The following is a 21,983-nucleotide window of genomic DNA, read 5'->3' as shown; positions in this document are numbered from 1 at the left end:
ATTGCTTAGATAGATAGCGAGCGTATCGATCTCGGCAGTGCCTTTCGCAGCATTGCCGTTACCGCGTCGTAGGTGTCGTAGCCGGAAAAGGCTGTTTGTCCGACGGTTGTCCCTGTGCCGTAGACTTGGCTACCAAACTTGTACTGATTTTCCCACGCGCGATAGATGAGCGTGTCCGCTCCCGATCCGCCCAGGACCGTATCGAAACCACTGCCTCCATCGAGCGTATCGGCGCCTGAACCGCCATTCAGGCGATCGCTTCCGGCACCGCCCAAAAGCACGTCGTCTCCACTACCGCCGACCAGATTGTCGTTGCCGCTTGTACCAGTTGCCGTTGCCATACCCCGTCCCCTATCTCGCTAGTTGTTCTTGTCGATCGAGAAGTGCCGACATTGACCTGCCGCTTGCAGCGGCGTCGCTCAAAAATTGTGAACCTATGAGGGCAAGTTCGCCTTCGCCAACAAACGGCTTGATCCTGGGAAAGAGCGCCGGACCAAATGAGTTCGCATCCAGACCAATGGCATGTGTACCAATGCCAAACGCCCACGCTCGCGAGTCCGGCAAACACAGCTTGATGCCTGCTGAATCTGCGCAGGCAACAGCGGGCTTCTTCGGATCGGTCGAGGCGGAAAACTCATCATTCGGAGAGCAAAGTGTGATTTCGGCCAGATCGCTACTCGACCCATCGAGAGATATAATGGTCAGAACGGTGGAAATGGGGACGGGCGCATTTTCGGCTAAGCGGTAGGTATAGTCTCCGCCCTGTGGCGTATCGGGAAGCAACGTCGACATTCCGTCGGCGTTTATGATTTGAGAAGCAGCCATTATAACCCCCTTACTCATACACAGATGCCCCCACATCCGTTTACCGACCGCACTGAAAAGACAAAGCACTCGCTATCAAAGCTCATAGACTTAGTCAGCCCACCCAGCCACCGCTATGTTACGCCTTGCGAACGGCTGACTCAGCAGTACCGTTTACGGATGGCGGCTCGATGTTGATGATGATGATGATGATGTTGCGACGAGATTGGTCGTCGCGCTGCGTCTCCCCTTGCGTCGGCAAACTCGTCGGCTGCCGATCATGTTTTTAAGAAAATGCTTATATTAGGAGATTATTAACTCTTCCGAGGGGGAGTCGTCAACATTCGACTAGCGTGACAGTTAACAGTCAAAATAAAACGTGCACGGAACCGGCTGCGGACCGCCTTCCAGAAACGCATGCCCCAGTCAGGTGAATGTGTAGCAGCAACCGCCGATCTCATGGACAATTGCGTTTCACTGTGTCGGTTGCTGTAACCATCTGAGAAGGTCCCAAGAGTCCGAATTTCCGCACCTTGGCCTTGTCTTTCGACCAGGAAGGGCAGGGATGGTCTGATTTCGATGCATCGTCTCCGGTAGGAGAGGTAATTAGGCGCGATCAATATCCGGTTTCGATCATTCTCAGGCCGGCTCGAATTGTCCTGGAAGTCTTAATTGGCATCGAGAAGGTGATGGGGCTGCCCGTCAAGGATCTGCTCCAAGCAGTTAATCCAAAACCTCACCAATCTTTTGGAAAACGCGGCGGCTGAAAAGGCGGGAGCAACCCAAAAATGGCCGGCACACTGATCTCCTTCAAAATTGCCGATATTGCGCGCGGATCAAGAGCGCACGCTAAGGCAACATGGAGCCTGGCAGGGTAGAGGCGACGGGCAAGATCGTGGTCATCGCCGCTACACATACGAGCGAACCGGAAAACCCCATCGACCAGTGTATAAAAAATCATGCGCGTTCGTCTTAAGGGGCTGAACAGCCGCACGAAACAACTCGCCGACGGCAGCCTCGTCACCTACTAGTGGGCTTGGAAGGGCGGGCCACCTTGCCTGGCAAGCCTGGAGATCCCGAATTCATCGCGGCCTACAAAGCTGCCGCCGCGACCAAGGCCAAGCCGCGCCAGGGCGCGCTCCTGTCCGTGATGAATGAATTTCAGGCCAGCTCGGATTTGGATGACCTGGCGCCGCGCAAGCAAGCCGACTATGTCAAGCTGATCAAGGTTATCGGAAAGAAATTCGGTGACTTCCCGCTGTCGGGCATGAGCGACCGCCGCACGCACGGCATCTTCATGGAGTGGCGCGACGAGCGCGCCAAGGCATCGCGCCGACAGGCAGACTATGGCTGGCAGGTGCTGGCGAGGATCCTGTCCTGGGGACACGGTCGCGGCCTTGTTCAGCCAATCCTTGCGAGAAGGGCGGGCGCCTCTATCGCGGCACCAGGGTGGCTAACGTCTGGACTGCCGCCGACGAGGCCGCATTCTATGCCAGCGCTCCCGCGCACCTGCATCTGCCGCTCACACTGGCCTTGTGGACCGGCCGGCGCCAGGGCGACCTGCTGCGGCTCACTTGACAGCAGTATGACGGCAAGGTGATCCGCCTGCAGCAATCCAAGACCGGAACTCGTGTGGTCATTCCCGTCGGAGGGCCGCTCAAGGCGTTGCGCGACAAGGTCGGGCAGATACTTTTGAACAGCGACGGCGTGCCATGGACCTCAGATGGCTTTCGATCATCGTGGCGCAAGGCCTGCGCCTCGGCCGGGGTGGTCGGAGTGACCCTCAATACATTCGCGGGACTGCTGTAACGCGCCTGGCGCTCGTCGAGGCCTGGGTGCCGGAAATCGCAACGATCACCGGCCACAGCCTTCCTCAACCGAGATCCGGCGCTCGGCGAAAGCGCCATCCGCAAGCTCGAAACGGGAACAAAAATTACCGACCGTGCGTCCGACTGACACGAAATGTTCTAATGATCAAACGGAAAAATCGCTTTCTGGGGAACCTGGATTCGAATCATAGCTGCAGGTCACGTCGCACCTTTACCGGATAGCCGTCGGCATCCTTGCGCTTGTCGAACTGCTTGGCGCGGCGATTGCAGCCGGCATCGAAGTAGTCTGCCGGCCAGCGAACTTCACCGGAGGGCAGGGTGCGCTTGCGGACTTTAGCCATTCCTATTCCTCGCGGTACTTTGGATTAGGTTGCGTGGTGTGGGAGCGAGCTTGCCAGACCGTATAGCGTTCCGCCTCTTTCGCCAACTCTCTATCATTTCTTTCCGCGACGCTCCGATGGCCTCGAAAACCTCTTGGCCGATGGGGACGTCTCCCGAGGCGTATTCATTCGCAAGCTTGATTGCTTCGCCTAACTTTGGATTGTTGGCGAATGGCGCAAGTTCAACGAAAAGATTGAACAGGTTGTCCAGACCGGAACAGTGCCGACTAACGGTTAATGTCGGCAGTGTCCCGAATCATGATTGGCTGGAGCGATGGCGGTACTGGCGTTCGATCTTGTCTATTTTTCCGGCCTGACCCTAGGCGACCTGCTGGGCAGCGTCATTTCGTTGCTGGCGTGTTTGGTGCTCTACAACGTTTTGGCTACGGACCGCCCGAACCGATAGGTCGGGTCTAACCCGCGTTCGCCATTCCAAAGCCAAGGCCCAGGCCGATTGCGACGCCAAGGAACAGCTTGCCGGCCATGTCGATGCGAAGGCGCATACAGGGCGCCATGCGTCTGTGCGGGCGCTCTGAGGNCAAGGAACAGCTTGCCGGCCATGTCGATGCGAAGGCGCATACAGGGCGCCATGCGTCTGTGCGGGCGCTCTGAGGCCGTTGCCGATGTCATCGAAGATCGTTTCCATCGGTCGAGTCTCCGAATCTGTGAATCCCCTGTTTGATCCGTCAAAGTCTAACGATCAGGGAAGCGCCATGAAAGCACGTGCAGTAACGGTTGATTCAACCATTGCTGGTATAAGTGTGGGGTGGGTGGCGGCTCCGACAGCTCGGGGGTGGAACTGAGTGCCGAAGCCGCCTGCGCAGCCAAGGTTGGGGTTTGACCGCGCCGTCCTATTCTGGGACAGCGCGGTCAACGATTCGTTAAAATGATCCGGACCTAATTAAGTCGGTGCTAATTGCGCCCTTCGGCCTTTTTGCGTCAGCCGGGAACATCCTCGCTCCGAGGCTGTTCGGTCACACCCGGCTCGCGTTCTCAGCGGTCCTGCCGGTGACCAAGATGGCCCCTCACTCATCATGGTCGGCCCGCGCTCGGAAGCAGGCGCGGGCCATCCCAACAAGCCCGGCGTCTCCAGATGTCAGCGCCCTGGCGCGAGCCGGACTGCATAACGATTGCGGATGTGGCTGTTAAAATAGACGCCCTTGGCAAAGGCAGCTTTGAACGCAGCAACGGCCTCAGCAGGTACGTCCAAAAACTCGTAATGCTTCCCGCTCGCTACAAACCAAACCGAGAGAACCCTAGTGTTGGGGTCATAGTCGAACTTGCGTATCGAGGTCGACGGCATGGTATGCCATTCAAAAAACTCAGCTAGCCGAGTTGGCTAAAACTGTATTCGAATATGTGGCCGCGCTTTTCGTCGGCAACCCTGATCCAGATGGGCTCGCTGGTGCGCAGAGTGATGTCGCGATCCGTCGCTTCCCGCGCCGCCCTGATCGGCGTTGTCGCATGGACGATGTGGGTAGCCGTCACGGTATCGCCGTCCATTTCCTCAACGTGGTATTTCGGCACTTTTGGTCCTAAGCGTCCAGTTCGAGCGGCTCGTGCTCCGGATCGGCATGATAAGTGACCTGGCGAAAATCGCGCATGTCGATCTGTTGACCGCAAACAGGGCAAGGGAGGAAATGCGCGAGTTCGCTCGCGGGCGGGCCTTTATGTCGGTGCCCGACTAGTGGTCTGCCGAGATCAGATAGCCTGGTCATTGTTTCCGCAGCGCCTTGGCTACCCGCTCCAAAGTCTCGCGTTGGTTGCCGTGCTTCGCGATCAGCTCTTTGACCTGCTGGGGTGTGATGCCGGTCTTTGTTGCGAAATATTCAACTTCATAATCCTCGTCGGCCGAGACACGGTCCCGATCGCGAAAACCCCGCTTGCTCTTGTCATCGGCCATATCGTTTTCTCCTTCCTCATCCCGCAACGCCGAGTTGACGTGTTTGTTGCACCAAAAGGCTGATTCCGGTTTCGGACCTATTTTAGCTTAATCTTATTGCATCGCCGGAGGGTGGGTCAGTGCATGCGTTTGAAGTTCATCGAGCCGTTGATGCCGACCCTTGTGGAGAAGCCTCCCGAAGGGTGAAGGCTGGACCCACGAGGTCAAGTTCGACGGCTACCGATCGCAGATGATCATTGATGAAGTCGGCACACGCATTTATACGCGCAACGGCCACGACTGGACGGCGAAATATCGCGACCTGGTGAGAGAGGCCAAGCGCCTTGGTGCCGAAAGCGCCATTGTCGAGGGCGAGATCCTCGTTCTGAACGACAAGGGCCTTTCGGACTTCGCAGCGCTGCGCAAAGCCATCACCCGCCGGCAGCACGACTTGTATTTTGTTGCCTTTGATCTGCTTCATCTTAACGGCCACGATATGCGCGATAAGGCGCTAGAGGAGCGGCGCGAGATCCTGGCCAGCATGATCGAGCCCGGCGGGCGCATTCAATTTCGGCGAGCCCCTGCCGGGCGAAGCGAAGGCCATCTTTCACTTGCTCGACAAGGCCGGACTTGAAGGCATTGGTGTCGAAGCGGAAGGACAGCAAATACCGAAGCGGTCCGTCGACCAACTGGCTGAAGGCCAAGTGGTATGCGATCGACGAGTTCGATCTGCTCGGCGTCGAGCGTGAAGCGGGCAAGCCGGCTTTCGCTCTGATGGCTGAGCGCGGCACCGGGCGCTATGTCGGAAGCGCATTCGTCACCTTGAACCGGGAAATTGCGCGAGAGGCTATGGAAACGCGTCCAGGAGCACTCAGGCACGACGCCCAAGGGCATCGTGAAGCGGCCGGCCACGCAATGGGTCAAGCCGAGGCTGATCGGCCGCGTGAAGCATCTGCGCGGCGAGGATGACCTGCGGCTTGCATGGCTGCAGGATTTCCGCGAGGATGAGGATCAATAGGAATTTGCTTTTTTGGCGGAACTGAGGGTTTGATTCCGCGTTCCTGCAGACTTAAGTTCCTATCTTGGTAGGACCTTAGTCTGATTCGATGATTTCAAGAAGCCTTGCCGCCAGTGCCAAAACCGTCTCCGCCTTTCTCAACTTGATGGGAAATGAGAAGCGGCTTTTGATCATGAACCACCTGGCCGGCGGCGAACTTTCGGCCGGTGTCCTCGCCGAGAAAGTTCAACTCAGCCAGTCGGCTTTGTCGCAGCATCTTGCCAAGCTCCGCGCCTTCGGCCTTGTCGGCACCCGACGCGACGGTCAAGTAATCTACTACTACTGCTCATCCGGCGCAGCGCGCGAATTGCTAGCTATGCTGGACGGCTTCCTGATGACCGGACGACCGCTCGCGGGGCCAGGTCCGCACTACGTCGCCCATAGACTTCGCCGGCTGCGAATGGCCTGAGAAGGCAAATCTAAGACCTAAACGGGGGCGACCCGAACCAGGTGGATCGCTAAGTTCGATGGACCTAACGGGGCACGAGCGGCCCGCGCCAGCCTGTAAAGCACAGCACGGGCCTCAACCGTCGACATCGGTTGGCAGCGGGAGACGCTGCAACCACCCAACTCACCCGCCTGACGCCTGTTCCCCGGACAGACAAAAAGCCCGCCGCCTATGCGTTTTGCGCGCAATTAGTTCGCGCAGTTCACTGGCGCTAGTTGACCATCTCGCGCAGCGGCTTTTTTCGCCTCGGCAGTACATAGGGCGGCCCAGCAGCTTGTTGCGGGGGGGCGCTAACGGGCGGCCACTGGGCCTGACCGGTGATACTTAGCGCCGGCTGGCAAACATATGGGCACTGCTACCAATGCCCACGAAACATACAAACGAAGGAAGGACGCGATCTAACCCACGATCGCCATTCCAAAGCCAACACCAAGGCCGACTGCGAGGCCCAGGAACAGCGTGGCGGCAACATCGAAGGCGAAGGCGCGGACCGGCGCCACAAGTCCGGCGGGGCTCCCTGAGGCCTGGCCGGTATCATCGGAAACCGTGTCCATGCCTTCATAGAAACGCCCGCACTGTGAATCCCCCTGGAACATTGTAGGCTCGAAACACTTGGGGCGATCGCACTGTTCCCATATCAGTGTCTCCCAAAACTGCCCACTACCTGAACGGTGGTGGGCTTTTTTGTACATTAGCGGAACCTGAAATTTGGGGGCATGTTGATAGAACGGCAGCGAGTGGGTGTTCGCTGCTGGTCGAGGTCCCGCAAGACTCGGCCGGGCTCGCATCACACCTGCCCCGGTACGGTGCGAGCCCACCGTCGCGACCAAGCGAGATCCCGTGTGTCGGTCTCTATTTGATACTCGGGGACGGCGGTTCATCATCACGATGGTTTATGGCACGTTGTTCGACATGCCGAGCGCCGGGCTCGGGCTGCAGCAAGTGCTGGTCGATAGCGGCGGCCTTGAACGCCGCAAATGCTACGGCCGGACTGCAGCTTCCATCCTTGGCCTCCGCGATCAATCGGCACGCATCCCTATAGGCCGCCGCACCCTTATTTGGCCACTGCCCCTGGAGCGCATCCTCGGCCTCACAAATAGAGGAAACCGTCATTGATTTCCGGTCTACCAGCTTAACGAACAGCGGTAAAAAGGTGCCCATGGGCACAACCTCCCGGTCTTTAGTGCGCCGAACGCAACAAGAGCTTTTTGGTTTCCATGCCTATTTGATTTTTTGACCCATTTTAGCACAAGCCAATTGAATCGACGGATTGGGACGACCCAGCCATAGGGAATGGCTTTCTAAAATTGTATGGAACCGTAGCGAGAACCGCACATTTCCTAATCTGAGCGGTCGATTCTTCGGATGTAGCCGTGACTATGGAAACCCGCTGTTGCGCGCGGATGGCGGTTTTCTTGGCGTTGATCCGCTACCGGTAAGAGAGGCTAAGTCCCATGAAAGACCGGTGGGAACCTGACCACCAGTTCATTGAAAGCGCCCGCCGTGGCCAGCGCCGAGCGGAGAGCCAGCTGGAATCCCTACAATCGACCATCCAAGAGACACGCCGCGTACTAGAGGCTTCACGGAAGCTCTAGGAAAAGATTGCCGAACGCAAAGACCATCCCCAGCCATAAGGGAATGGCCGGTGCAGTTGGGCAAGCTTGTGGGGGGCTTAACTGCACCGGCCACTGCGGGAAGACAGGAAGCCCCGCGCTGCCGAAGATATATGCGTATTAGGAACCGAGCGAATTATCTCGCAATGCCATCTTGAAGGCTCAACCGCGAAGCCAACTTAGTTCCGAGAGAATGGGCGGATTGGTGAACGCAATGTCGCACCCGGTAGCAGTGAGCATCTTTGGGCTTTGGACCTTGCCGACCTGCGCAAGGCGTTTGGAAAGTTCGCTCAAGAGCACGGGACAACGCCTCTTGAGCGGAACGAGCACACCAAGCTGTTCCTTGAAGAACGAAGGGAACGCTGCCACGAACCGGACCCTACGGGCATTAGGACAATCATTCAGATCGTCAAGAGATGGAAGCCGAGGGCGACGAAGCCGCCGTCGAGCGCCCCTGAGAAATAGCCATTTTGCCGTATGAATCCGTTTTTGATTGAAGGAAGGGTTTCGAAGCCTATAAAGATTGTGGTTACCATTGCCTTTTGGGAGGATGCGATGGTTGCAACGCCCATAGATATCGCTCAAGCGGCCACTGCGACTACCGCCACCTTGCTAAAGTGGCAGAAGTCCATGGAGGAACGCGCCACGTGCCAGAACATGGATCAATCGCGCAGGGCGATCCAAGCCTCTCGCGAACTGCTGAAGCGCCTTCGTCAACATCATCGCGATGACATGGCGCAAAGTTGGGAAGATGCCGACCCATCGTCGGCAGCTAGCGCGAGGCGACCAGAGCCGATGTGAAGGGAAAAGTTTCAGTGGCCTGTGCTTTGGGTCGGCTGTGCCGTTAGGCTTTGTCAACAAGCCGCGTTTTCCCCTTCGGCGCCACATAGCTCTCAACCAGCCGCACATACTCGGCGTCCACAGTCACCAATGGCCGGAGGCTCACGGTCACCTTGTCTCCATCGACGCGCGTGACCGTGCCGGTGACCTCCATATTCTGGCCGATCACGGCTTTCAAAGTCGAATCGACAACCGAATGCGGGAAGTTATAGGACGGGATCGTCACGCTTACGCGATCGGGCGTCACCCGGCCGCGCACAACCGCAGTGACGGCGACCTCATCGCCAACTTTGATATTGCCTCGAGCCATGTGCAAGACTCTGGGGTGGGCGGCTGCGGCGTCAAGATGAGAGGTTGCTAATAAACGAGCACACGCGGCATGAAGTTTCTCGACAAGTGGGTGGCCAAGCAGCTGCCCATTGTGGCGCTGGGGGATCCGATCACCATCGGTGACTTGAAAGATCAGTTGATGACAGCTGCCGAGAAGGCCGGCATCGGCGCCGACGAAATCAACGGCGAGGTTGAAACCGTCTTTGAACTGCTTGTGGAGGTGATGCGGCGGCGAGAGGTGCGCGAGGCTGGGCATTAGCCCGGAGGCTTCTCCCAAGCCTGTGCCGGTCCTGTCCCGTTCCATTTTATGAACTGCGTCTTCCTGCCGGTGATGGTCTCGATCGACTTCAACAAGGGCCGCTGGACCTCACGAAGAGCTTTGTAGTGCTCGCTGTGGTACGCCAGGAGCGGCCGACGATGCTCTTGTGCAGCGCCTCGGCTGCCGCCAGGAAGCGGTCAATTTCCGCCTGTGAAAGCTGTTCGGAAGGTTTGGTTCTGGCCATTGGCGATCTCAGGTCATGGAGCTTCGCCGCAACAAGGACTATAATCCTACATGCCGAGCCGGCTCGCAAGCGCGTCGCTGGCTTACCCGGAAGGAAGAGGTAGGGCCACGGCGCCAAGCGCAGCCATCAGGAGCAACCACCCGAGCAACGGCAGGCCCGGCGACCTCCTTTGGACACACACACAGGGAACGAAAAGAAGGGCGCCGAGCCTTACCGGCGCTGCTTTGTGAGGGAGACGACGCCGGATGAGATGAGAGTATGCGATCATGCCAATCTCCGCGAACCATGCGAATGAACGAAAGCCGTGTGACAGCGCGGTTGAGACCAAGGTAGGCGGTGCGATCAGCTACGGTGCTGAAGGGCGGGTGCGGCTTCAGTCGCAATCTCTGCCGGTGGATTTATAGCCGGACTTGATGACGCGCTCTGATCTTGTGATTTCATCCCGCAAGTTTGGCAGAGCCGATTTTCTGTTATGACTTCAGACGACAATAGTCGTGCCCAGCGTGTGATCGCGGATTTGGCCAGGGCGCAGACGTCATCAATACCCGCTTACGGCCGCTACGACCTCGGCGACAATGCCGCCCGGATCAGTGGGGTTCCTCGCCGAACTGCACCACGATGTAGTGGGGCAGGTGGGTGCGGCGCCGGCTGAGTGAAGGGTGATGCCAGGCACCGTTGCGGGCGTTGGCGCCGCTTGCGCTGGCGGTTCTCTAGGTGACGGCGGCGTGCCGCCGGAAGCCGCGTCGGCGCCGCTCTGGCCATAACCCATTCTTCAAACAGTTCCATCTTGCGTGCAGAGTGCGGTGATCTGGCTGACGAGCACCAGGCAGCGGCATCGGGACAGCGAACGGTGCCACCGACGTCCGGTACGGTCCGGTGCACTAGCCTGGCAGCTCGCGCACAAGGGCCAATGATGAATCGGCCGTCGTTGGTGAAAATCCAACAGAAGCATGCTACCAGCCAAATAGAAATAGCTAGAACCGCATGCGCCGGCCGACAGTTCCTTCAGGTCCGGCGAAGCTAAAGCAGCTGATTCGTTGCGTCAGGGGAGCTGGCGCGGCCAAGTATTCTAGTTGGATCTCATTGCCAGACGGCTCGCAAGCACCTCAAGTTCATCAAGCGTCAACTCAATCTGGTACCGGTATTGCGAACCGCTTGCATAAATGCCGCCGGCATCTATCGACATGATGACCGCCCCCGTTTCGGATCTGATATCGGCATCGCCCAACGGTCGATGGAAAATCGTTCGAGAAACACCTTCTCGTTTAGCAGGTCCCACTAGGATGCGCATTGCCTACCTCGCCCTGTTGCTTCGCCAACCAGGAAGCAGCGCCCTCGCGCCACGACAAAGCTTTAGAAGCAATTGCGGTGCCAAACCAAGGGTGTCCCAATATGAGCCAAAGATAGACGGCGCCATTCGGCGTTGGGGGACTGCGGCTTGGCTTCCGCTTTCGCACGCAGCTCAACAAGACCGACGCGTCGGCGTCGCCAAAATCCTGCGCACTTGCTGGTCCCGCTGGGGCTATATCAAGTCGGAAAGGTGCAACCGAACGCACCTGCTGCTAACGCACCGGCGAAGCTGAAAGCCAAGCTGCTCTATCTGGAGAACGCCGTCCGCCACTCGTTAAAGTCGTTCGGCATCCGCATGGGGCAAGGTCGGAGGCGGCGCCTTCGCGCAGGCGGTGCGCAGGCTGCGGCCGAGTTGACAGACGACATGCTCACCGGCCCGCGCGCGCTGTGGCGACAGTACTGCCGGCTGCATGATCTGGTCATGAGGACCGTCGCGCGCTGCGGGGCATGCTGGCGCTTTATGGCGATCCGCGGCGTCAGCCCGGTGACGGCAACTTCTTCATGACAGCGATCGAGGACCCGACGCGCATTCGTCCCTCAGGCGACTCGCCGCCTACTTCGGCCTAGTCTCGCGGCCCAGGCACTCGGGCGCTTCGATCGATGTTCGAGGTCCCTATCTCAAAGGCTGGCGACGCCGACGTGCGGCGCGCGCTCTCCGAGGCGGGTGTCGGGACGGATGACGCGCTTCAAGGCAAGGACAAGATCAAGAGCTGGGGCCTGGAGATCGGCAACGCTCTTGCCATCGCTAGGCCTGCGATAGCGCGCAAGCTGGCTGCGTTCATTTACGCCATGTGGAGCGACTGCACATTCTACGTCGCGATGGGCGGCGGGTGAGGGTGACGCCGCGGGGCGCGCCCATGTCAAGGATCGCACGCTTCTGCCATGTAGGGGCAAGCCTACCAGGAAAGATTTCGTCGTCGCGCGAGCGGTTCGTCAGGTCACCTGCCCGCGTGTGGCTCGCCACCAGTCGACCAGGCGGGTGAGGCCCTCATCGAGGTCGATGCTCGCCTTGAAGCCCAGCATCTTTTCCGCCTTGCACGTGTCGGCAAGGCGCCGCGAGACGGGGTTCACTTTGCGCTCGGGCCCGTACTCCGGCTGAAGGTCGGAGTCCATCACGCGCAGGAGTGAGGCGGCCAGTTCGTTCAGGCTGGTCTCCACGCCGCTGGCGACGTTGAACACATCGTCCTCCACGTCAGAAAGCAGGGACAGGATGTTCGCTCGGGCGATGTCCTCGATATAGACGAAGTCCATGGTGGTGGAACCGTCGCCGAGAATCAGCGGCGGCTGGCCGGCGTCGATGCGGTCCATCCAGCGGATTAGAACCTCGGTATACTTACCATGCAGGTCCATGCGCGGGCCGTACACGTTAAAATAGCGCAAAGCCACGTAGGGAAGGCCGTACATGTCATTGAACGAGCGCAACAGGCCTTCCAGCATGACCTTGCTGGCGCCGTACCAGGTGCGGTTGTTGTACGGGTGGTGGCTCTCTTCTGTCGGGAAGAGGTCGGCCAGGCCGTAGACCGAGGCCGAGGAGGCCGCGCAGATCTTCTTCACGCCCTTAGCCTGGGCGGCCTCAATGACGTTGTAGCTGCCGTCGCACATGACGCCCAGGGCTTCGCGCGGCTCGGCGGCGCAGGCGATGACCCTCAGGGTTGCCATGTGGATGACGGCGTCCATGCCGTCGGTGGCCCTGTGGACAGTTGCCACGTCGCGAATGTCGCCTTCGACGAGTTCGATGCGCGGGTCTTGCAGGGCTTCCTTGACGTTTTGCAGGCTGCCGCGGACCAGGTTGTCGAGGATCACTATCTTTTCCGGCGCGTGCTCCTTAAGCAGCAGGTCGATGGTGGTCGAGCCGACCAGACCGCAGCCGCCGGTCACCAGGATGCGAGAGCCTTCAAGTTTCATCGTATTCCCTGTCATCGGTTCGAGGCGTGTTTCCGGTTGAGTGGGGCCCGCTCAACGCTTGCTTGCAATTCGATGACCGCGGCCACGACCGCGTCCTGCTGCTGCTCCGTCAACTCCGGGAACATAGGTAGGGAGAGAACCTCGGCGGCGGCCTTTTCGGCGTGCGGGAACTGGCCCTGCTTGTAGCCGAGATCGGCGTAGGCGGGCAGCAGGTGAACCGGAATGGGATAGTGGATACCCGACTGGATGCCTTGAGCGTTCAGCGCCTCCCCCCAGCGCGCGCGGTCGGGCGTACGCACGGCGTAGATGTGGTAGACGTGGCGCACATCGTCGCGGACGAACGGGGTCGACAGGCCGATGCCGGCGAACATGGCGTCATAGCGGGCGGCCGTGGCGCGTCGCTGCTCGGTCCATCGGTCCAGATGTTTGAGCTTCACACGCAGGACAGCGCCCTGAAGGCCTTCCAGGCGATAATTATAGCCTTTGACTTCGTGATGGTACTTCCGCTCGGCGCCCCAGTCTCGCAGCATGCGAACCGCACGGTTGTGGTCGGCGATGTTGGTCGTCAGCATCCCGCCCTCGCCATAGGCGCCGAGGTTCTTGCCGGGATAGAAGCTGAAAGCTGCCATGTCGCCGATGGCCCCGACGCGCTTGCCCTTGTATTCCGCGCCGTGGGCCTGGCAAGCGTCCTCCAGCACCATCAGGCCGTGCTTCCGGGCGATGGCCATGATCGGATCCATGTCGGCGGGCTGGCCGTAGAGGTGGATCGGGATGATCGCCTTGGTGGCCGGCGTGACCGCGGCTTCGATCAGGGCCGGGTCGATGGTGTAGGTCGCAGGATCGATATCGACGAGCACGGGGGTCGCGCCTGTGTAGTAAATGGCCGCAACCGTCGCCACGAAGGTGAAGGGGGAGGTGATCACCTCGTCGCCCGGTCCAATCCCGGCGGCCAGCAGGCCCAGGTGCAGGGCGCTGGTGCCGGTATTGACGCCGACGCCGAAGGCCGCTTGCGAATAGGCGGCGAATTCCTTTTCGAATTCAGCGACGTCAGCGCCCAGGGTAAACTGACAGCTCTCCAAAGTGCGCTGAATGGCGGCATCTACCTCGAACTTGATCGTGGTGTACTGGGCTTTCAGATCTACGAACGGGATCATGTTAGGCTGCATCTTTGCGTCGCAGGTGCACGGTTTCGCCACGCCCGCGCATGGAACTGGTGGCGGCTTCGATGATCTCCACCACGCGCAGGCCAAGCCGGCCATCTGCGATGGGAACCCTCTTTTCGACGATGCAGTCGATCCACTCCTGGCCGGCGATACGCAGGGCCTCGGTGGAGTCGAGCTTGGGCGCCCACATGTCGCCCGTCCGGTAGCCGACGCGCATCTCGTGGATCTTGGCCGGGTCGTCGGTGAAGGAGACGCCCTTGTCGTAAACCTTGACCTTCTCGGACGGCTCCAGATCGTCGTAGGTGATCATCTTGTTGGAGCCGCCGACCAGTATGTTACGCACCTTCACCGGAGCTAGCCAACTCACGTTGATGTGCGCCATCATGCCAGAGTCGTAAAACAGCGAAATGTAGGCCAAATTTTCCGGGGTGCCGGGGAAGTGGTTGATACCGCTGGCCGAAACGGCGGTCGGATGTTCTTCGAACAGACGGTCGATGATCGCGAAGTCGTGGACCGCCAGGTCGGATATGACGTTTACGTCCCTCTGAAAGAGGCCCAGGTTCACCCGGGTGGCGTCGTAATAATAGATCTGGCCGAGGTCGCCGGCGGCGACGATGTCGCGCATCTTCCGGACTGCACCGGTATAGATGAAGGTGTGATCGACAATCAGGGTCAACCCGCGCTTGTCCGCTTCATTAACCAGCATCCTGGCCTGTAGCGAGGTTTCGGTCATAGGCTTCTCGAGCCAGAGATGCTTGCCGGCCTTTAGCGCAGACATGCCCAGTTCGAAGTGGCTATTGACCGGCGTCGCCACGGCGATGGCGTCGATCTCGGGATCTTGGAACAGGGCCTGGACGTCCCTGGTGGACTGCACACCCGGATAGCGACGGTTCACCAACTCGCGCTTCTTGGGGTCCAGGTCGGCGACCACGCGGACCCGGGCATCGGGGATCTCCATGAAGTTGCGCAGGAGGTTCGGCCCCCAATAGCCGTAACCGATGATGCCGATATTGATCATATTGACTACCCTTCACTCCGCCCCCGCCCACCGGAGTCTTGGAGGCTTGTTGGAGCCTGTCGTTGGTTGAGAAGGGATGCGCCGATCGCTCAATGCCGTGCCACCTCGACCTCTTCACAATGCAGTTTGAAGCTGCGAAGCGGTGCGGTCACTATGGCCGTTGGGTCATCAAGACCCCCTCAGGATCATCCAGCCAGGCGAGGGCAGGGCGCCGGATCTACCTCAAATGATCTCTCCGAATACACCAAAGGATCGCAATTCGGTGTACGAAGCCGTGCCGAGAGGGGCCGAGGGGGGTCAGCCAGTCTTTGCGGTCCTTACGTCTCCGACCACACGGGCTGGCACGCCGGCAGCGATGGCGAAGTCGGGGATGTCACGGGTGACGACGGCGCCAGCGCCGATCAGGGCCCGTTCTCCGATGGTCACGCCCGGGGTGATGGTGACGTTGGAGCCGATGGAGGCGCCCTTCTTGACCAGGGTCGGCTCAATTTTCCAGTCGGCTTCATTCTGCGCGCTCCCGTCCGGGTTGGTGGCTCGGGGAAGACGGTCGTTGGTGAACATCACCCCATGGCCGATGAAGACCTCGTCCTTGATGGTTACGCCCTCGCAGATGAAGGTGTGCGAGGAGATCTTGCAGCGCTCGCCGACTGAGGAATTCTTCTGGATTTCGACGAAAGCGCCGATGCGCGAGCCGTTACCGACCTCGCAGCCGTAGAGGTTCACCATACTGGGGTGGTGGATGACGACCTCGCCACGCAGCACCACACTGTCCGAAATAGGCATCGCTTCCCCCTGGAACTGTCTGTCACGTGCCATCGCCTGCAAATCGGATATGATCCTTGGTGCGCCGCTGAAGCGATAGCAGCGGTCGGCTACAGTTCTATGTAACCTGCTTTGTCGCTTGGCAAGCCTTCACCACTAGGTATAACAAGTTCTAGGGCAGGCCGCGACCGTGGGGGGAAGGATGCCGGAGACGATGCGATTTGAAGCCGTGCGCTCCGATTCCGAGGTGGCGCGTATGCGTCACAACTATGAAGAGTTTCAAAGCCTTCGGTGTGAGGCGGAGCGCTGTCTGGAGGCTGACGACCTCAACTCCGCGGCGGCCTATGTAGAGGCGGCGGTCACGCTTGCACGCAAGCGGCATTGCGGCTTTTATCGGTCCGAGCCGCTTGAGCAAATCCTGATCGAGATCGCGCGACGGACACTCGCCCCGAAGGCCGAAACTGCGCGACCGACGCGAACGAAGATCGGCCGCGTGCTGCATGTGGCCACCGCCTTGAGCGAAGTCGGCGGCTTGACGCGGATGATGCGCCGCTGGATCGTCGCCGACGAGAGCCGTCATCACTCCCTGGCCCTGTTGCGCCATCCGGGGAAGCCGCCGGCCTCGGTGCGCCAGGCCGTGGAGGCTCGTGGCGGACATATCCACGTAATCGGCGCAACACGCGGCGGACCGGTGGAATGGGCCAGCGCGCTCCGCAAGTTGTCGCTCAATTTCGACCTGGTCGTCCTGCACGTCAGCAACGAGGACCCGACGCCCAGTATAGCCTTCGCCGACGAGCGCAACCGACCGCCCGTGGTGCTGGTCAACCATGCCGACCATGCCTTCTGGGTCGGGCTCTGTGTGTGCGACCTGATCGCCAGTTCGCGCGTCTCGGGCGAGCGTCTGGTGGTGGAACGGCGTGGGATCTCGGCTAAGCGTCACGCCATCCTGCCGATCCAAATCGATCCGCCGATCCGCAAGCACAGCCGGGCCGAGGCGCGCCAGAAGCTCGGCATCCCGGTCGACGGACCGCTTCTGGTTTCGGTCGCGCGCGGCGTGAAATACCGGACGATGGGCGGGGTGTCGTTCGCCGACATGCATGTCGAGGCACTGCTGGCCCGATCCGATGCGCGGTTGTTGGTCGTCGGGCCGGGCGAGCCGGCCGATTGGCAAGACGCCATAGCGGCGACCGGCGGGCGGATCATTGGGCGGCCGGAGACGCCCGATCCTTCGCTCAGCTTCGAGGCGGCGGACATCTATCTCGACTCTTACCCCTTTGTATCGATTACCTCGATGCTGGAAGCCGGCGGGCTGGGCGCGCCCTGCGCGACGCTGTTTCCCTATCCGTTGGATGCTAACGTCATGAGCACCGATATGCCTGGGCTGGCGCCTACCATTGGCTTCGCCACCTCGATGGCGGAGTATAACCGCATCCTGGCGGACTGGCTCGCCGACCCGCAGGCGCTGCGTCGGCGGGGCGATGAGACGGCGGCCAATGTCAAGCGGCTGCACACCACGCCGAATTGGATCGAAAGCCTGGAGGTTCTCTACGCCAGAGCCGTCGCGATCCCGCCAGTCACACCGCTGCGTGGGAATGGCGCGCCCGCGAACGAGGAATTCTACGAAGGATATCCCGACATCCTGCTCAACGAGGTGTTCGGCGAGTTCGACAGCGCCGAGGCGATCCTGAAGCGTTCCCTGCGCCTGATGGCGCTGCCGGAGCGGCTACGGGTATGGCGGCGCCTGGCGCGGACCAAGAGCTTCGACGGGCCTTGGGACGCAGTCCGCAACCTGCTTCCCGAATGGCTGCCGCGGTCGGCGAGCCGGCTGAGGGGCGACAGCTGGATGTGAGTTTTAACGGCATGGTTTGCCCGGCGTCCCTTCGTCGGGCGCGTCTGCGACGCGAGATCGATCTTCAGATGCGACCCGCACACCTTATTCCCAGTACCCCTATAGCCTGAAGGGCTGTCAGTCAGGCAGCCATCGCGAATTACACTTTTGATTTAGCAGGCTGACAAAAACATACCGGGATACCCTTTTTGACTCTGGTCTGTTCAGCACCTCATTCTGATACGTTCGACGGAACAGAGCCTGTTGAGGCCTTGCTTTCCTTCTGGTGAGGATTGCGTTTGACGGGATGGGTATGGGTGCCTCGGGTTTCGACATGGTGGCGTTGGCGTCAGAAGTCATACTTGCCATGGGGCCTGCAATTCGACACCGACAGAAAGAACTGAGGCGAAGGTGAATATGATTGGGCGACCGCCGAAGATTCTGAAGCGGGCTGTCCGCGCCTTCGGTGTCGAAAGGCGTCATCTGGTCGGCGCACGCATGGTCCTCGAACGAGAGGGCATGTCCGTCCTTGGCCGACGCGTAAGCCGTTCGGGCGGCCGTATCCTGGCCTACCACTCGGTCGGCCAGCCGCTGATGGATCACAACGACGTGCCGCCGAAGCTGTTCCGTCGCCAGTTGGAGTGGGCCGCGGCGCGAGGCTACCGGTTCGTCCCGGCCTCGAAGATCGCTCGGACGGGGGGCGACCCGATGGACCTTGCCATCACCTTCGACGACGGTCTGCGCAGCGTGATGACCGAGGCCGCGTCAATCCTGAAAGACTTCGCGGTTCCCTGGAGCCTTTTCGTCGTCACCGACTGGAGCGAAGGCGGGTCTCCCTGGCCGACCGACGAGGTTCTAGGCTGGCGCGATCTGGAGCGCCTGGCCGCCGACGGCGCCGAAATCGGCAGCCACTCCGCAAGCCATCCCGATTTTGGACAGCTGGACGGCGCCGCCGCCCGTGAGGAATTGGACCGCTCGCGCACTATGATCGAGGCCCGGCTCGGCTTTGCGCCGACCTCGTTCGCAATTCCGCTCGGCCAATCGACCAACTGGACCCCGATCGCCATGCGGGAGGCCAAGGCAGCAGGTTATGAGCTGGTGTACGCCCAGGCAGAGGAGACGCGTTCGGCTGGCACCATCGCGCGGACCTTCATCACGCGCTTCGACAACATGCGGGTATTTTCGGCGGCCCTGGCGGGCGTCTTTGATCGGTGGGAGGAATGGGGGTGAGTCAGGCGCGCATCGTCTCGGTAGTCGTCCCGACCCGCGACCGTCCGCAGTACCTGGACCAGTCGCTGGCGAGCATTCGCGCGCTCGAAGGCCCGGATCTGACGTTTGAGATCCTTGTTGGCGACAACGGCTCCAACCACGACGCCACCGGCGCAGTGACACAGGCCCATGGCGCGCAGCACCTCATCGTGAGGACCGCGGGCGCTGGCGCCGCGCGCAACGCCGCGATGCAAGCGGCCTCGGGGGAGTTCCTGGCGTTCCTGGACGACGACGACGTGTGGACCGAGCAACATGTGCGGCCGCATTTGCAACTCTTCGATCGCCAGCCGGAGGTGGAGGCGGTCTTCGGTCAGGTTGTGATGGCCGATCCTAGTCTGCGGCCGATCGCGCCTCCCATCCCCAATGACGTGCGCCCCGACGGCGATCATCTGAAGATGATGCTGGACGGCTACTTCCCGCAGATCGGCGCCACGATGGCGCGTATCGCGGTACGCGACGCCTACGGTTATTTCGACGAGACCCTGCTGGCCGACCAGGACTGGGACTGGCATATGCGCGTCGCCAGCGGTGGGCATGTGGAGCATGTGGCCGTGCCATGCGTCTTGTTCCGCCAGCGTCCGTCGGGATCCTACGACGCCTTGGTCCTGAGCCGGATTCCCTATACGCGCAGGGTGTTTATGCGGCACGCCATACCCGTCTGGCGCAAGTGGCGCTCACCGAAGGAGTGGCTGCATTCCTATTTCGCCACGCTCTTGGGATTCTACACCTATTTCGCCGATGCGGCGGTGGAGCGGGCGGCCAAGGGGGATGCGAAGGGCGTGCGGTTCGCGGTGCGTCATGCGCTGCTGGTGTTTCCGTTCCGGGCGGTTAGGCAGCTCGTGAGGCCGACGCCGTTGCGCGCGGCGTTCTTCTGGTCGATCGGCCTAGGCGCGCGCCCGCCGGCCGTCGAGGACGCGGCGCTGGACTGAACGCGCGTGGAGCTTAAGGATCGGATGGGCATGCACGACGCCAAGGACGCGCCGAAGATCAGCACAGGTGCCCCGGCCATTAGCATCGTCATCGCCACACACAACCGCAGCCACGAGGTCCTCGAAAACGTCGACGCCCTGCTGCCGCAATGCGTCGGCCAGGCGGTGGAGGTCATCGTCATCGACAGCGCCTCGGCGCCGGCGCACGCCGATGTGCTGGAGACCCTGAAGGCGCGCCCGGGACTGAGCTTCATACGGCTCGACGAGCCCGGCGTTGCCCGGGCCCGTAACGCGGGTTTCGAGGCAGGCAAAGGCGATTGGATTGCATTGCTGGACGATGACGCGGTGCCGCGGCCCGGCTGGGTACAAGCGGCGATCACCTACGCGGCCCGCTGTGACGCCCAGACCGCCATCCTGGCGGGGCGGGTGGTCGCACACTGGCCCGACGACGCCAGCAGTCTTGAAATACCGCCGAGCCAGCTCGGACCGCGAGCGCGCTTGTTGTTGTCGGTGGTCGATGAGGACGGCTTCCGCGACACGACCGATCATCCCATCGGCGTCGGCGCCAACTTGTTGTTCCGCCGCAGCGCGCTTCAAGCTCATGGTGGGTTCGACGTAAAGACCGGTCGGGTCGGCTCGAACCTAGCCAGCGGGGAAGAGGCCCAGATGATGACCGATCTGATTGGAGCAGGTTATCGCTGTTGGTACGCGGATGCCTTCGTCGTGGACCACAAGGTCGATGCTGGCCGTCTTACGCGCGCGTGGCTCACAGAGCGCGCGCGCAAGGAAGGCGAGGTGGAACTGAGGGGTTTGAAAACGCCAGGCCAGAAGATCGCGCGAGCAATCAAGATGATCGTCGCCACCCCGGTGCTGGCCGCGTTCCAGATGCTCGACCGGCCCGAACGCGAATATTACCTGCGCCTGAACCACAACATTGGTCTGCTGCGGAAGCTGTTCGGTCTGGCAAGCTGAGGGGGGGCTCAGGCGATGGCCGGCGCGGCTTTCGGTGTCGCCCGATGGGCCCAGGCCATGATTGGTCGTTCAAAGAATCGCCAGGAGACGGTCGCCAAGCCGATGGTCAACACAAGTTCGATGGGGGCCGAGATCCAGTCCGGCGCTTCGAATGCGACGCCGAACTTCCGGGCCGCTGCCTCGACGTTGTAGAAATGAATGAACTCGTGGAAAACGTAACAGCCGTAGCTTATGCGTCCCAGGTTGCGCAGGGGCCTTGTGTCCAGAAGGGCGACGAAACGCGAGGCCTGGTTCCTCGCGATCTGGAAGACCAGAAGCGCGGCTGTAGCCGCGACTGCCGGCGCATAGACGCGCCAGACGATCTCGTCCTTGAGGACTGTCAGGGGCAAGATGAGAAGCGCCAGGGCGGCGATGCTCTGGGCCGCCGTGGAAACCAGCCATGCCGGTACCCGCCGGTCGAGGTTCAGTCCTGCCAGACCACCCAAGGCGAGATAGCCAAAGCCGATCATGGGATTCAAGCCGATGACCTTGGACGATGCTCCGGCCCATTCGAGGCCCGCCTGAGTGATGAGACCCACAACCACGAAAGCAACGCAGATCTGACCGGCGGCCTTGCTGTGGGTGAACAGCAGCAAGGGTGCAAACAGCACATAGAATTGCTCTTCGATCGCCAGCGTCCAGAAGTGGTTGAAATGGCCTACCCAGTGGCCGGTCGTGAACACATAGATGTTCGTGGCGTAGAGCAGCATGGCCTGGGGCGCGCCGCCTTCGAAGCCATCGAAGTGAACGTACAGCGAGGCGATCAGGAAAACGCCGATCGTCGCGTAATAGACGGGGAATATCCTGGCCGTGCGTCGAAGATAGAATCGCCCCAGACCCGCAAGCGTTGTCGTCTCGCCAGCCTCGACTGCCACCCGCGTGCGAGCCAGGATACGGGTGATCAAGAGGCCGCTGAGCCCGAAGAAGAGCATCACCCCGTCGCCGCCAAGGGATCCATACGTCCCTTGATGAAACTTGTGGCTAATGAATACGAAGACGAAGGCGATCGCGCGCAAGCCATCAAAACCCTTGATGCGGCGTTCGTCGTCGAGTCGCATTGGT

Annotated in this window: 26 protein-coding genes and 1 pseudogene; 13 read left to right on the top strand and 14 right to left on the bottom strand. The window is 60.7% G+C overall.

The window, feature by feature from the left end; all coding sequences use genetic code 11:
* Nucleotides 1–5 precede the first annotated feature (5 nt).
* Together X727_RS1000000169515 and X727_RS1000000167685 are read right to left on the bottom strand one after the other, a co-directional pair.
* On the bottom strand, nucleotides 6–341 hold the full coding sequence (locus X727_RS1000000169515; protein ID WP_032888130.1) for a hypothetical protein: 336 nt from the start codon (nucleotides 339–341) through the stop codon (nucleotides 6–8).
* A 10-nt stretch (nucleotides 342–351) separates the two neighbouring features.
* Entirely contained in the window at nucleotides 352–825 is a 474-nt protein-coding gene (locus X727_RS1000000167685) for a hypothetical protein (protein WP_155923510.1), read from the bottom strand.
* Nucleotides 826–1,343: 518 nt separating this feature from the next.
* Between X727_RS1000000167685 and X727_RS1000000167680 the strand changes: the two genes are divergently transcribed.
* The 3 genes from X727_RS1000000167680 (at nucleotide 1,344) to X727_RS1000000168780 (ending at nucleotide 2,613) form a co-directional block, all read left to right on the top strand.
* A complete protein-coding gene (locus X727_RS1000000167680; RefSeq protein WP_155923509.1) occupies nucleotides 1,344–1,571 on the top strand; it encodes a hypothetical protein in 228 nt (75 codons plus the stop codon).
* A gap of 287 nt (nucleotides 1,572–1,858) precedes the next feature.
* The gene (locus tag X727_RS1000000168785; protein WP_245265751.1) at nucleotides 1,859–2,404 is read left to right on the top strand and encodes a hypothetical protein; all 546 of its coding nucleotides are present in this window, start codon (nucleotides 1,859–1,861) and stop codon (nucleotides 2,402–2,404) included.
* Complete coding sequence (locus X727_RS1000000168780; protein WP_245265752.1) at nucleotides 2,401–2,613, top strand: hypothetical protein; 213 nt, start codon at nucleotides 2,401–2,403, stop codon at nucleotides 2,611–2,613. Before X727_RS1000000168785 ends, X727_RS1000000168780 begins: the two co-directional genes overlap by 4 nt.
* A 205-nt stretch (nucleotides 2,614–2,818) precedes the next feature.
* Here X727_RS1000000168780 and X727_RS1000000167675 read toward each other — a convergent pair whose 3' ends face one another.
* Nucleotides 2,819–2,974 (bottom strand): hypothetical protein, encoded by a 156-nt coding sequence (locus X727_RS1000000167675; RefSeq protein ID WP_023744425.1) that lies wholly within the window; start codon nucleotides 2,972–2,974, stop codon nucleotides 2,819–2,821.
* Between the two features lie 313 nt (nucleotides 2,975–3,287).
* On the opposite strand from X727_RS1000000167675, the gene X727_RS1000000169510 reads away from it, so the two are divergent.
* Nucleotides 3,288–3,419 carry a hypothetical protein gene (locus tag X727_RS1000000169510; protein WP_023707393.1) on the top strand — a complete coding sequence of 44 codons (132 nt, stop codon included), beginning with the start codon at nucleotides 3,288–3,290 and terminating at the stop codon, nucleotides 3,417–3,419.
* A 690-nt stretch (nucleotides 3,420–4,109) separates the two neighbouring features.
* Here the strand turns inward: X727_RS1000000169510 and X727_RS1000000165955 are convergent.
* The 3 genes from X727_RS1000000165955 to X727_RS163205 all read right to left on the bottom strand — a co-directional run bounded on the left by X727_RS1000000165955 (nucleotide 4,110) and on the right by X727_RS163205 (nucleotide 4,916).
* Complete coding sequence (locus X727_RS1000000165955) at nucleotides 4,110–4,316, bottom strand: KTSC domain-containing protein (RefSeq protein WP_023697380.1); 207 nt, start codon at nucleotides 4,314–4,316, stop codon at nucleotides 4,110–4,112.
* Nucleotides 4,317–4,339: 23 nt separating this feature from the next.
* The gene (locus tag X727_RS1000000167670) at nucleotides 4,340–4,540 is read right to left on the bottom strand and encodes a hypothetical protein (protein WP_155923316.1); all 201 of its coding nucleotides are present in this window, start codon (nucleotides 4,538–4,540) and stop codon (nucleotides 4,340–4,342) included.
* Nucleotides 4,541–4,727: 187 nt separating this feature from the next.
* A complete protein-coding gene (locus X727_RS163205) occupies nucleotides 4,728–4,916 on the bottom strand; it encodes a DUF3606 domain-containing protein (protein WP_023715450.1) in 189 nt (62 codons plus the stop codon).
* A 123-nt stretch (nucleotides 4,917–5,039) separates the two neighbouring features.
* On the opposite strand from X727_RS163205, the pseudogene X727_RS1000000167665 reads away from it, so the two are divergent.
* A pseudogene (locus X727_RS1000000167665) lies at nucleotides 5,040–5,913 on the top strand (ATP-dependent DNA ligase).
* A gap of 88 nt (nucleotides 5,914–6,001) precedes the next feature.
* Nucleotides 6,002–6,361, top strand: a complete 360-nt coding sequence (locus X727_RS163210) for a metalloregulator ArsR/SmtB family transcription factor (RefSeq protein WP_023833452.1) — start codon at nucleotides 6,002–6,004, stop codon at nucleotides 6,359–6,361.
* A gap of 437 nt (nucleotides 6,362–6,798) precedes the next feature.
* Here X727_RS163210 and X727_RS163215 read toward each other — a convergent pair whose 3' ends face one another.
* From X727_RS163215 to X727_RS163235, 3 genes are all read right to left on the bottom strand, one after another.
* Nucleotides 6,799–6,996 (bottom strand): hypothetical protein, encoded by a 198-nt coding sequence (locus X727_RS163215; RefSeq protein ID WP_023715452.1) that lies wholly within the window; start codon nucleotides 6,994–6,996, stop codon nucleotides 6,799–6,801.
* Between the two features lie 256 nt (nucleotides 6,997–7,252).
* Nucleotides 7,253–7,561 (bottom strand): DUF982 domain-containing protein, encoded by a 309-nt coding sequence (locus X727_RS163220; RefSeq protein ID WP_023833451.1) that lies wholly within the window; start codon nucleotides 7,559–7,561, stop codon nucleotides 7,253–7,255.
* A 1,296-nt stretch (nucleotides 7,562–8,857) separates the two neighbouring features.
* On the bottom strand, nucleotides 8,858–9,163 hold the full coding sequence (locus tag X727_RS163235; RefSeq protein ID WP_023697371.1) for a hypothetical protein: 306 nt from the start codon (nucleotides 9,161–9,163) through the stop codon (nucleotides 8,858–8,860).
* Between the two features lie 69 nt (nucleotides 9,164–9,232).
* On the opposite strand from X727_RS163235, the gene X727_RS163240 reads away from it, so the two are divergent.
* From X727_RS163240 to X727_RS1000000165455, 3 genes are all read left to right on the top strand, one after another.
* Nucleotides 9,233–9,442 carry a DUF768 domain-containing protein gene (locus X727_RS163240; RefSeq protein ID WP_023697370.1) on the top strand — a complete coding sequence of 70 codons (210 nt, stop codon included), beginning with the start codon at nucleotides 9,233–9,235 and terminating at the stop codon, nucleotides 9,440–9,442.
* Nucleotides 9,443–11,226: 1,784 nt separating this feature from the next.
* Entirely contained in the window at nucleotides 11,227–11,541 is a 315-nt protein-coding gene (locus tag X727_RS1000000165460; RefSeq protein ID WP_155923508.1) for a hypothetical protein, read from the top strand.
* 95 nt (nucleotides 11,542–11,636) lie between these two features.
* On the top strand, nucleotides 11,637–11,870 hold the full coding sequence (locus tag X727_RS1000000165455; protein WP_023697367.1) for a hypothetical protein: 234 nt from the start codon (nucleotides 11,637–11,639) through the stop codon (nucleotides 11,868–11,870).
* A 99-nt stretch (nucleotides 11,871–11,969) separates the two neighbouring features.
* Here X727_RS1000000165455 and X727_RS163245 read toward each other — a convergent pair whose 3' ends face one another.
* The 4 genes from X727_RS163245 to X727_RS163260 all read right to left on the bottom strand — a co-directional run bounded on the left by X727_RS163245 (nucleotide 11,970) and on the right by X727_RS163260 (nucleotide 15,905).
* Nucleotides 11,970–12,941 (bottom strand): NAD-dependent epimerase/dehydratase family protein, encoded by a 972-nt coding sequence (locus X727_RS163245; RefSeq protein WP_023833449.1) that lies wholly within the window; start codon nucleotides 12,939–12,941, stop codon nucleotides 11,970–11,972.
* 11 nt (nucleotides 12,942–12,952) lie between these two features.
* Nucleotides 12,953–14,095, bottom strand: coding sequence for a DegT/DnrJ/EryC1/StrS family aminotransferase (locus X727_RS163250; RefSeq protein ID WP_023833448.1), 1,143 nt, complete (start codon nucleotides 14,093–14,095; stop codon nucleotides 12,953–12,955).
* A 1-nt stretch (nucleotide 14,096) separates the two neighbouring features.
* Entirely contained in the window at nucleotides 14,097–15,122 is a 1,026-nt protein-coding gene (locus X727_RS163255; RefSeq protein ID WP_023697364.1) for a Gfo/Idh/MocA family oxidoreductase, read from the bottom strand.
* Between the two features lie 297 nt (nucleotides 15,123–15,419).
* A complete protein-coding gene (locus X727_RS163260; RefSeq protein WP_023697363.1) occupies nucleotides 15,420–15,905 on the bottom strand; it encodes an acyltransferase in 486 nt (161 codons plus the stop codon).
* A 193-nt stretch (nucleotides 15,906–16,098) separates the two neighbouring features.
* Between X727_RS163260 and X727_RS163265 the strand changes: the two genes are divergently transcribed.
* The 4 genes from X727_RS163265 to X727_RS163280 all read left to right on the top strand — a co-directional run bounded on the left by X727_RS163265 (nucleotide 16,099) and on the right by X727_RS163280 (nucleotide 20,882).
* Complete coding sequence (locus X727_RS163265; protein WP_031201966.1) at nucleotides 16,099–17,733, top strand: hypothetical protein; 1,635 nt, start codon at nucleotides 16,099–16,101, stop codon at nucleotides 17,731–17,733.
* 396 nt (nucleotides 17,734–18,129) lie between these two features.
* Nucleotides 18,130–18,942, top strand: a complete 813-nt coding sequence (locus X727_RS163270; protein WP_023697361.1) for a polysaccharide deacetylase family protein — start codon at nucleotides 18,130–18,132, stop codon at nucleotides 18,940–18,942.
* Nucleotides 18,939–19,910 carry a glycosyltransferase family 2 protein gene (locus X727_RS163275; RefSeq protein WP_196814965.1) on the top strand — a complete coding sequence of 324 codons (972 nt, stop codon included), beginning with the start codon at nucleotides 18,939–18,941 and terminating at the stop codon, nucleotides 19,908–19,910. The genes X727_RS163270 and X727_RS163275 overlap by 4 nt, the downstream gene beginning before the upstream one ends.
* A gap of 30 nt (nucleotides 19,911–19,940) precedes the next feature.
* A complete protein-coding gene (locus X727_RS163280) occupies nucleotides 19,941–20,882 on the top strand; it encodes a glycosyltransferase family 2 protein (protein WP_196814964.1) in 942 nt (313 codons plus the stop codon).
* Nucleotides 20,883–20,890: 8 nt separating this feature from the next.
* Here the strand turns inward: X727_RS163280 and X727_RS163285 are convergent, their stop codons facing one another.
* Nucleotides 20,891–21,979, bottom strand: coding sequence for an acyltransferase (locus X727_RS163285; RefSeq protein WP_023697358.1), 1,089 nt, complete (start codon nucleotides 21,977–21,979; stop codon nucleotides 20,891–20,893).
* Nucleotides 21,980–21,983: the final 4 nt, after the last annotated feature.

It is taken from the genome of Mesorhizobium sp. L103C105A0 (assembly GCF_000502215.1).
Classification (GTDB): Bacteria; Pseudomonadota; Alphaproteobacteria; order Rhizobiales; family Rhizobiaceae; genus Mesorhizobium.
This window is presented reverse-complemented; position numbering and strand designations above follow the sequence as displayed.

What these genes read in the sequence shown, in the direction of transcription:
- X727_RS1000000169515 (WP_032888130.1), bottom strand. Translation starts at nt 341, where the DNA reads ATGGCAACGGCAACTGGTACAAGCGGCAACGACAATCTGGTCGGCGGT.
- X727_RS163250 (WP_023833448.1), bottom strand. Translation starts at nt 14,095, where the DNA reads ATGATCCCGTTCGTAGATCTGAAAGCCCAGTACACCACGATCAAGTTC.
- X727_RS163260 (WP_023697363.1), bottom strand. Translation starts at nt 15,905, where the DNA reads ATGCCTATTTCGGACAGTGTGGTGCTGCGTGGCGAGGTCGTCATCCAC.
- X727_RS1000000167675 (WP_023744425.1), bottom strand. Translation starts at nt 2,974, where the DNA reads ATGGCTAAAGTCCGCAAGCGCACCCTGCCCTCCGGTGAAGTTCGCTGG.
- X727_RS163280 (WP_196814964.1), top strand. Translation starts at nt 19,941, where the DNA reads ATGCACGACGCCAAGGACGCGCCGAAGATCAGCACAGGTGCCCCGGCC.
- X727_RS163255 (WP_023697364.1), bottom strand. Translation starts at nt 15,122, where the DNA reads ATGATCAATATCGGCATCATCGGTTACGGCTATTGGGGGCCGAACCTC.
- X727_RS163270 (WP_023697361.1), top strand. Translation starts at nt 18,130, where the DNA reads ATGATTGGGCGACCGCCGAAGATTCTGAAGCGGGCTGTCCGCGCCTTC.
- X727_RS1000000165455 (WP_023697367.1), top strand. Translation starts at nt 11,637, where the DNA reads ATGTTCGAGGTCCCTATCTCAAAGGCTGGCGACGCCGACGTGCGGCGC.
- X727_RS1000000165955 (WP_023697380.1), bottom strand. Translation starts at nt 4,316, where the DNA reads ATGCCGTCGACCTCGATACGCAAGTTCGACTATGACCCCAACACTAGG.
- X727_RS163265 (WP_031201966.1), top strand. Translation starts at nt 16,099, where the DNA reads ATGCGATTTGAAGCCGTGCGCTCCGATTCCGAGGTGGCGCGTATGCGT.
- X727_RS163240 (WP_023697370.1), top strand. Translation starts at nt 9,233, where the DNA reads ATGAAGTTTCTCGACAAGTGGGTGGCCAAGCAGCTGCCCATTGTGGCG.
- X727_RS163235 (WP_023697371.1), bottom strand. Translation starts at nt 9,163, where the DNA reads ATGGCTCGAGGCAATATCAAAGTTGGCGATGAGGTCGCCGTCACTGCG.
- X727_RS163285 (WP_023697358.1), bottom strand. Translation starts at nt 21,979, where the DNA reads ATGCGACTCGACGACGAACGCCGCATCAAGGGTTTTGATGGCTTGCGC.
- X727_RS163220 (WP_023833451.1), bottom strand. Translation starts at nt 7,561, where the DNA reads ATGGGCACCTTTTTACCGCTGTTCGTTAAGCTGGTAGACCGGAAATCA.
- X727_RS1000000167685 (WP_155923510.1), bottom strand. Translation starts at nt 825, where the DNA reads ATGGCTGCTTCTCAAATCATAAACGCCGACGGAATGTCGACGTTGCTT.
- X727_RS163210 (WP_023833452.1), top strand. Translation starts at nt 6,002, where the DNA reads ATGATTTCAAGAAGCCTTGCCGCCAGTGCCAAAACCGTCTCCGCCTTT.
- X727_RS163245 (WP_023833449.1), bottom strand. Translation starts at nt 12,941, where the DNA reads ATGAAACTTGAAGGCTCTCGCATCCTGGTGACCGGCGGCTGCGGTCTG.
- X727_RS163205 (WP_023715450.1), bottom strand. Translation starts at nt 4,916, where the DNA reads ATGGCCGATGACAAGAGCAAGCGGGGTTTTCGCGATCGGGACCGTGTC.
- X727_RS163215 (WP_023715452.1), bottom strand. Translation starts at nt 6,996, where the DNA reads ATGTTCCAGGGGGATTCACAGTGCGGGCGTTTCTATGAAGGCATGGAC.
- X727_RS1000000169510 (WP_023707393.1), top strand. Translation starts at nt 3,288, where the DNA reads ATGGCGGTACTGGCGTTCGATCTTGTCTATTTTTCCGGCCTGACCCTA.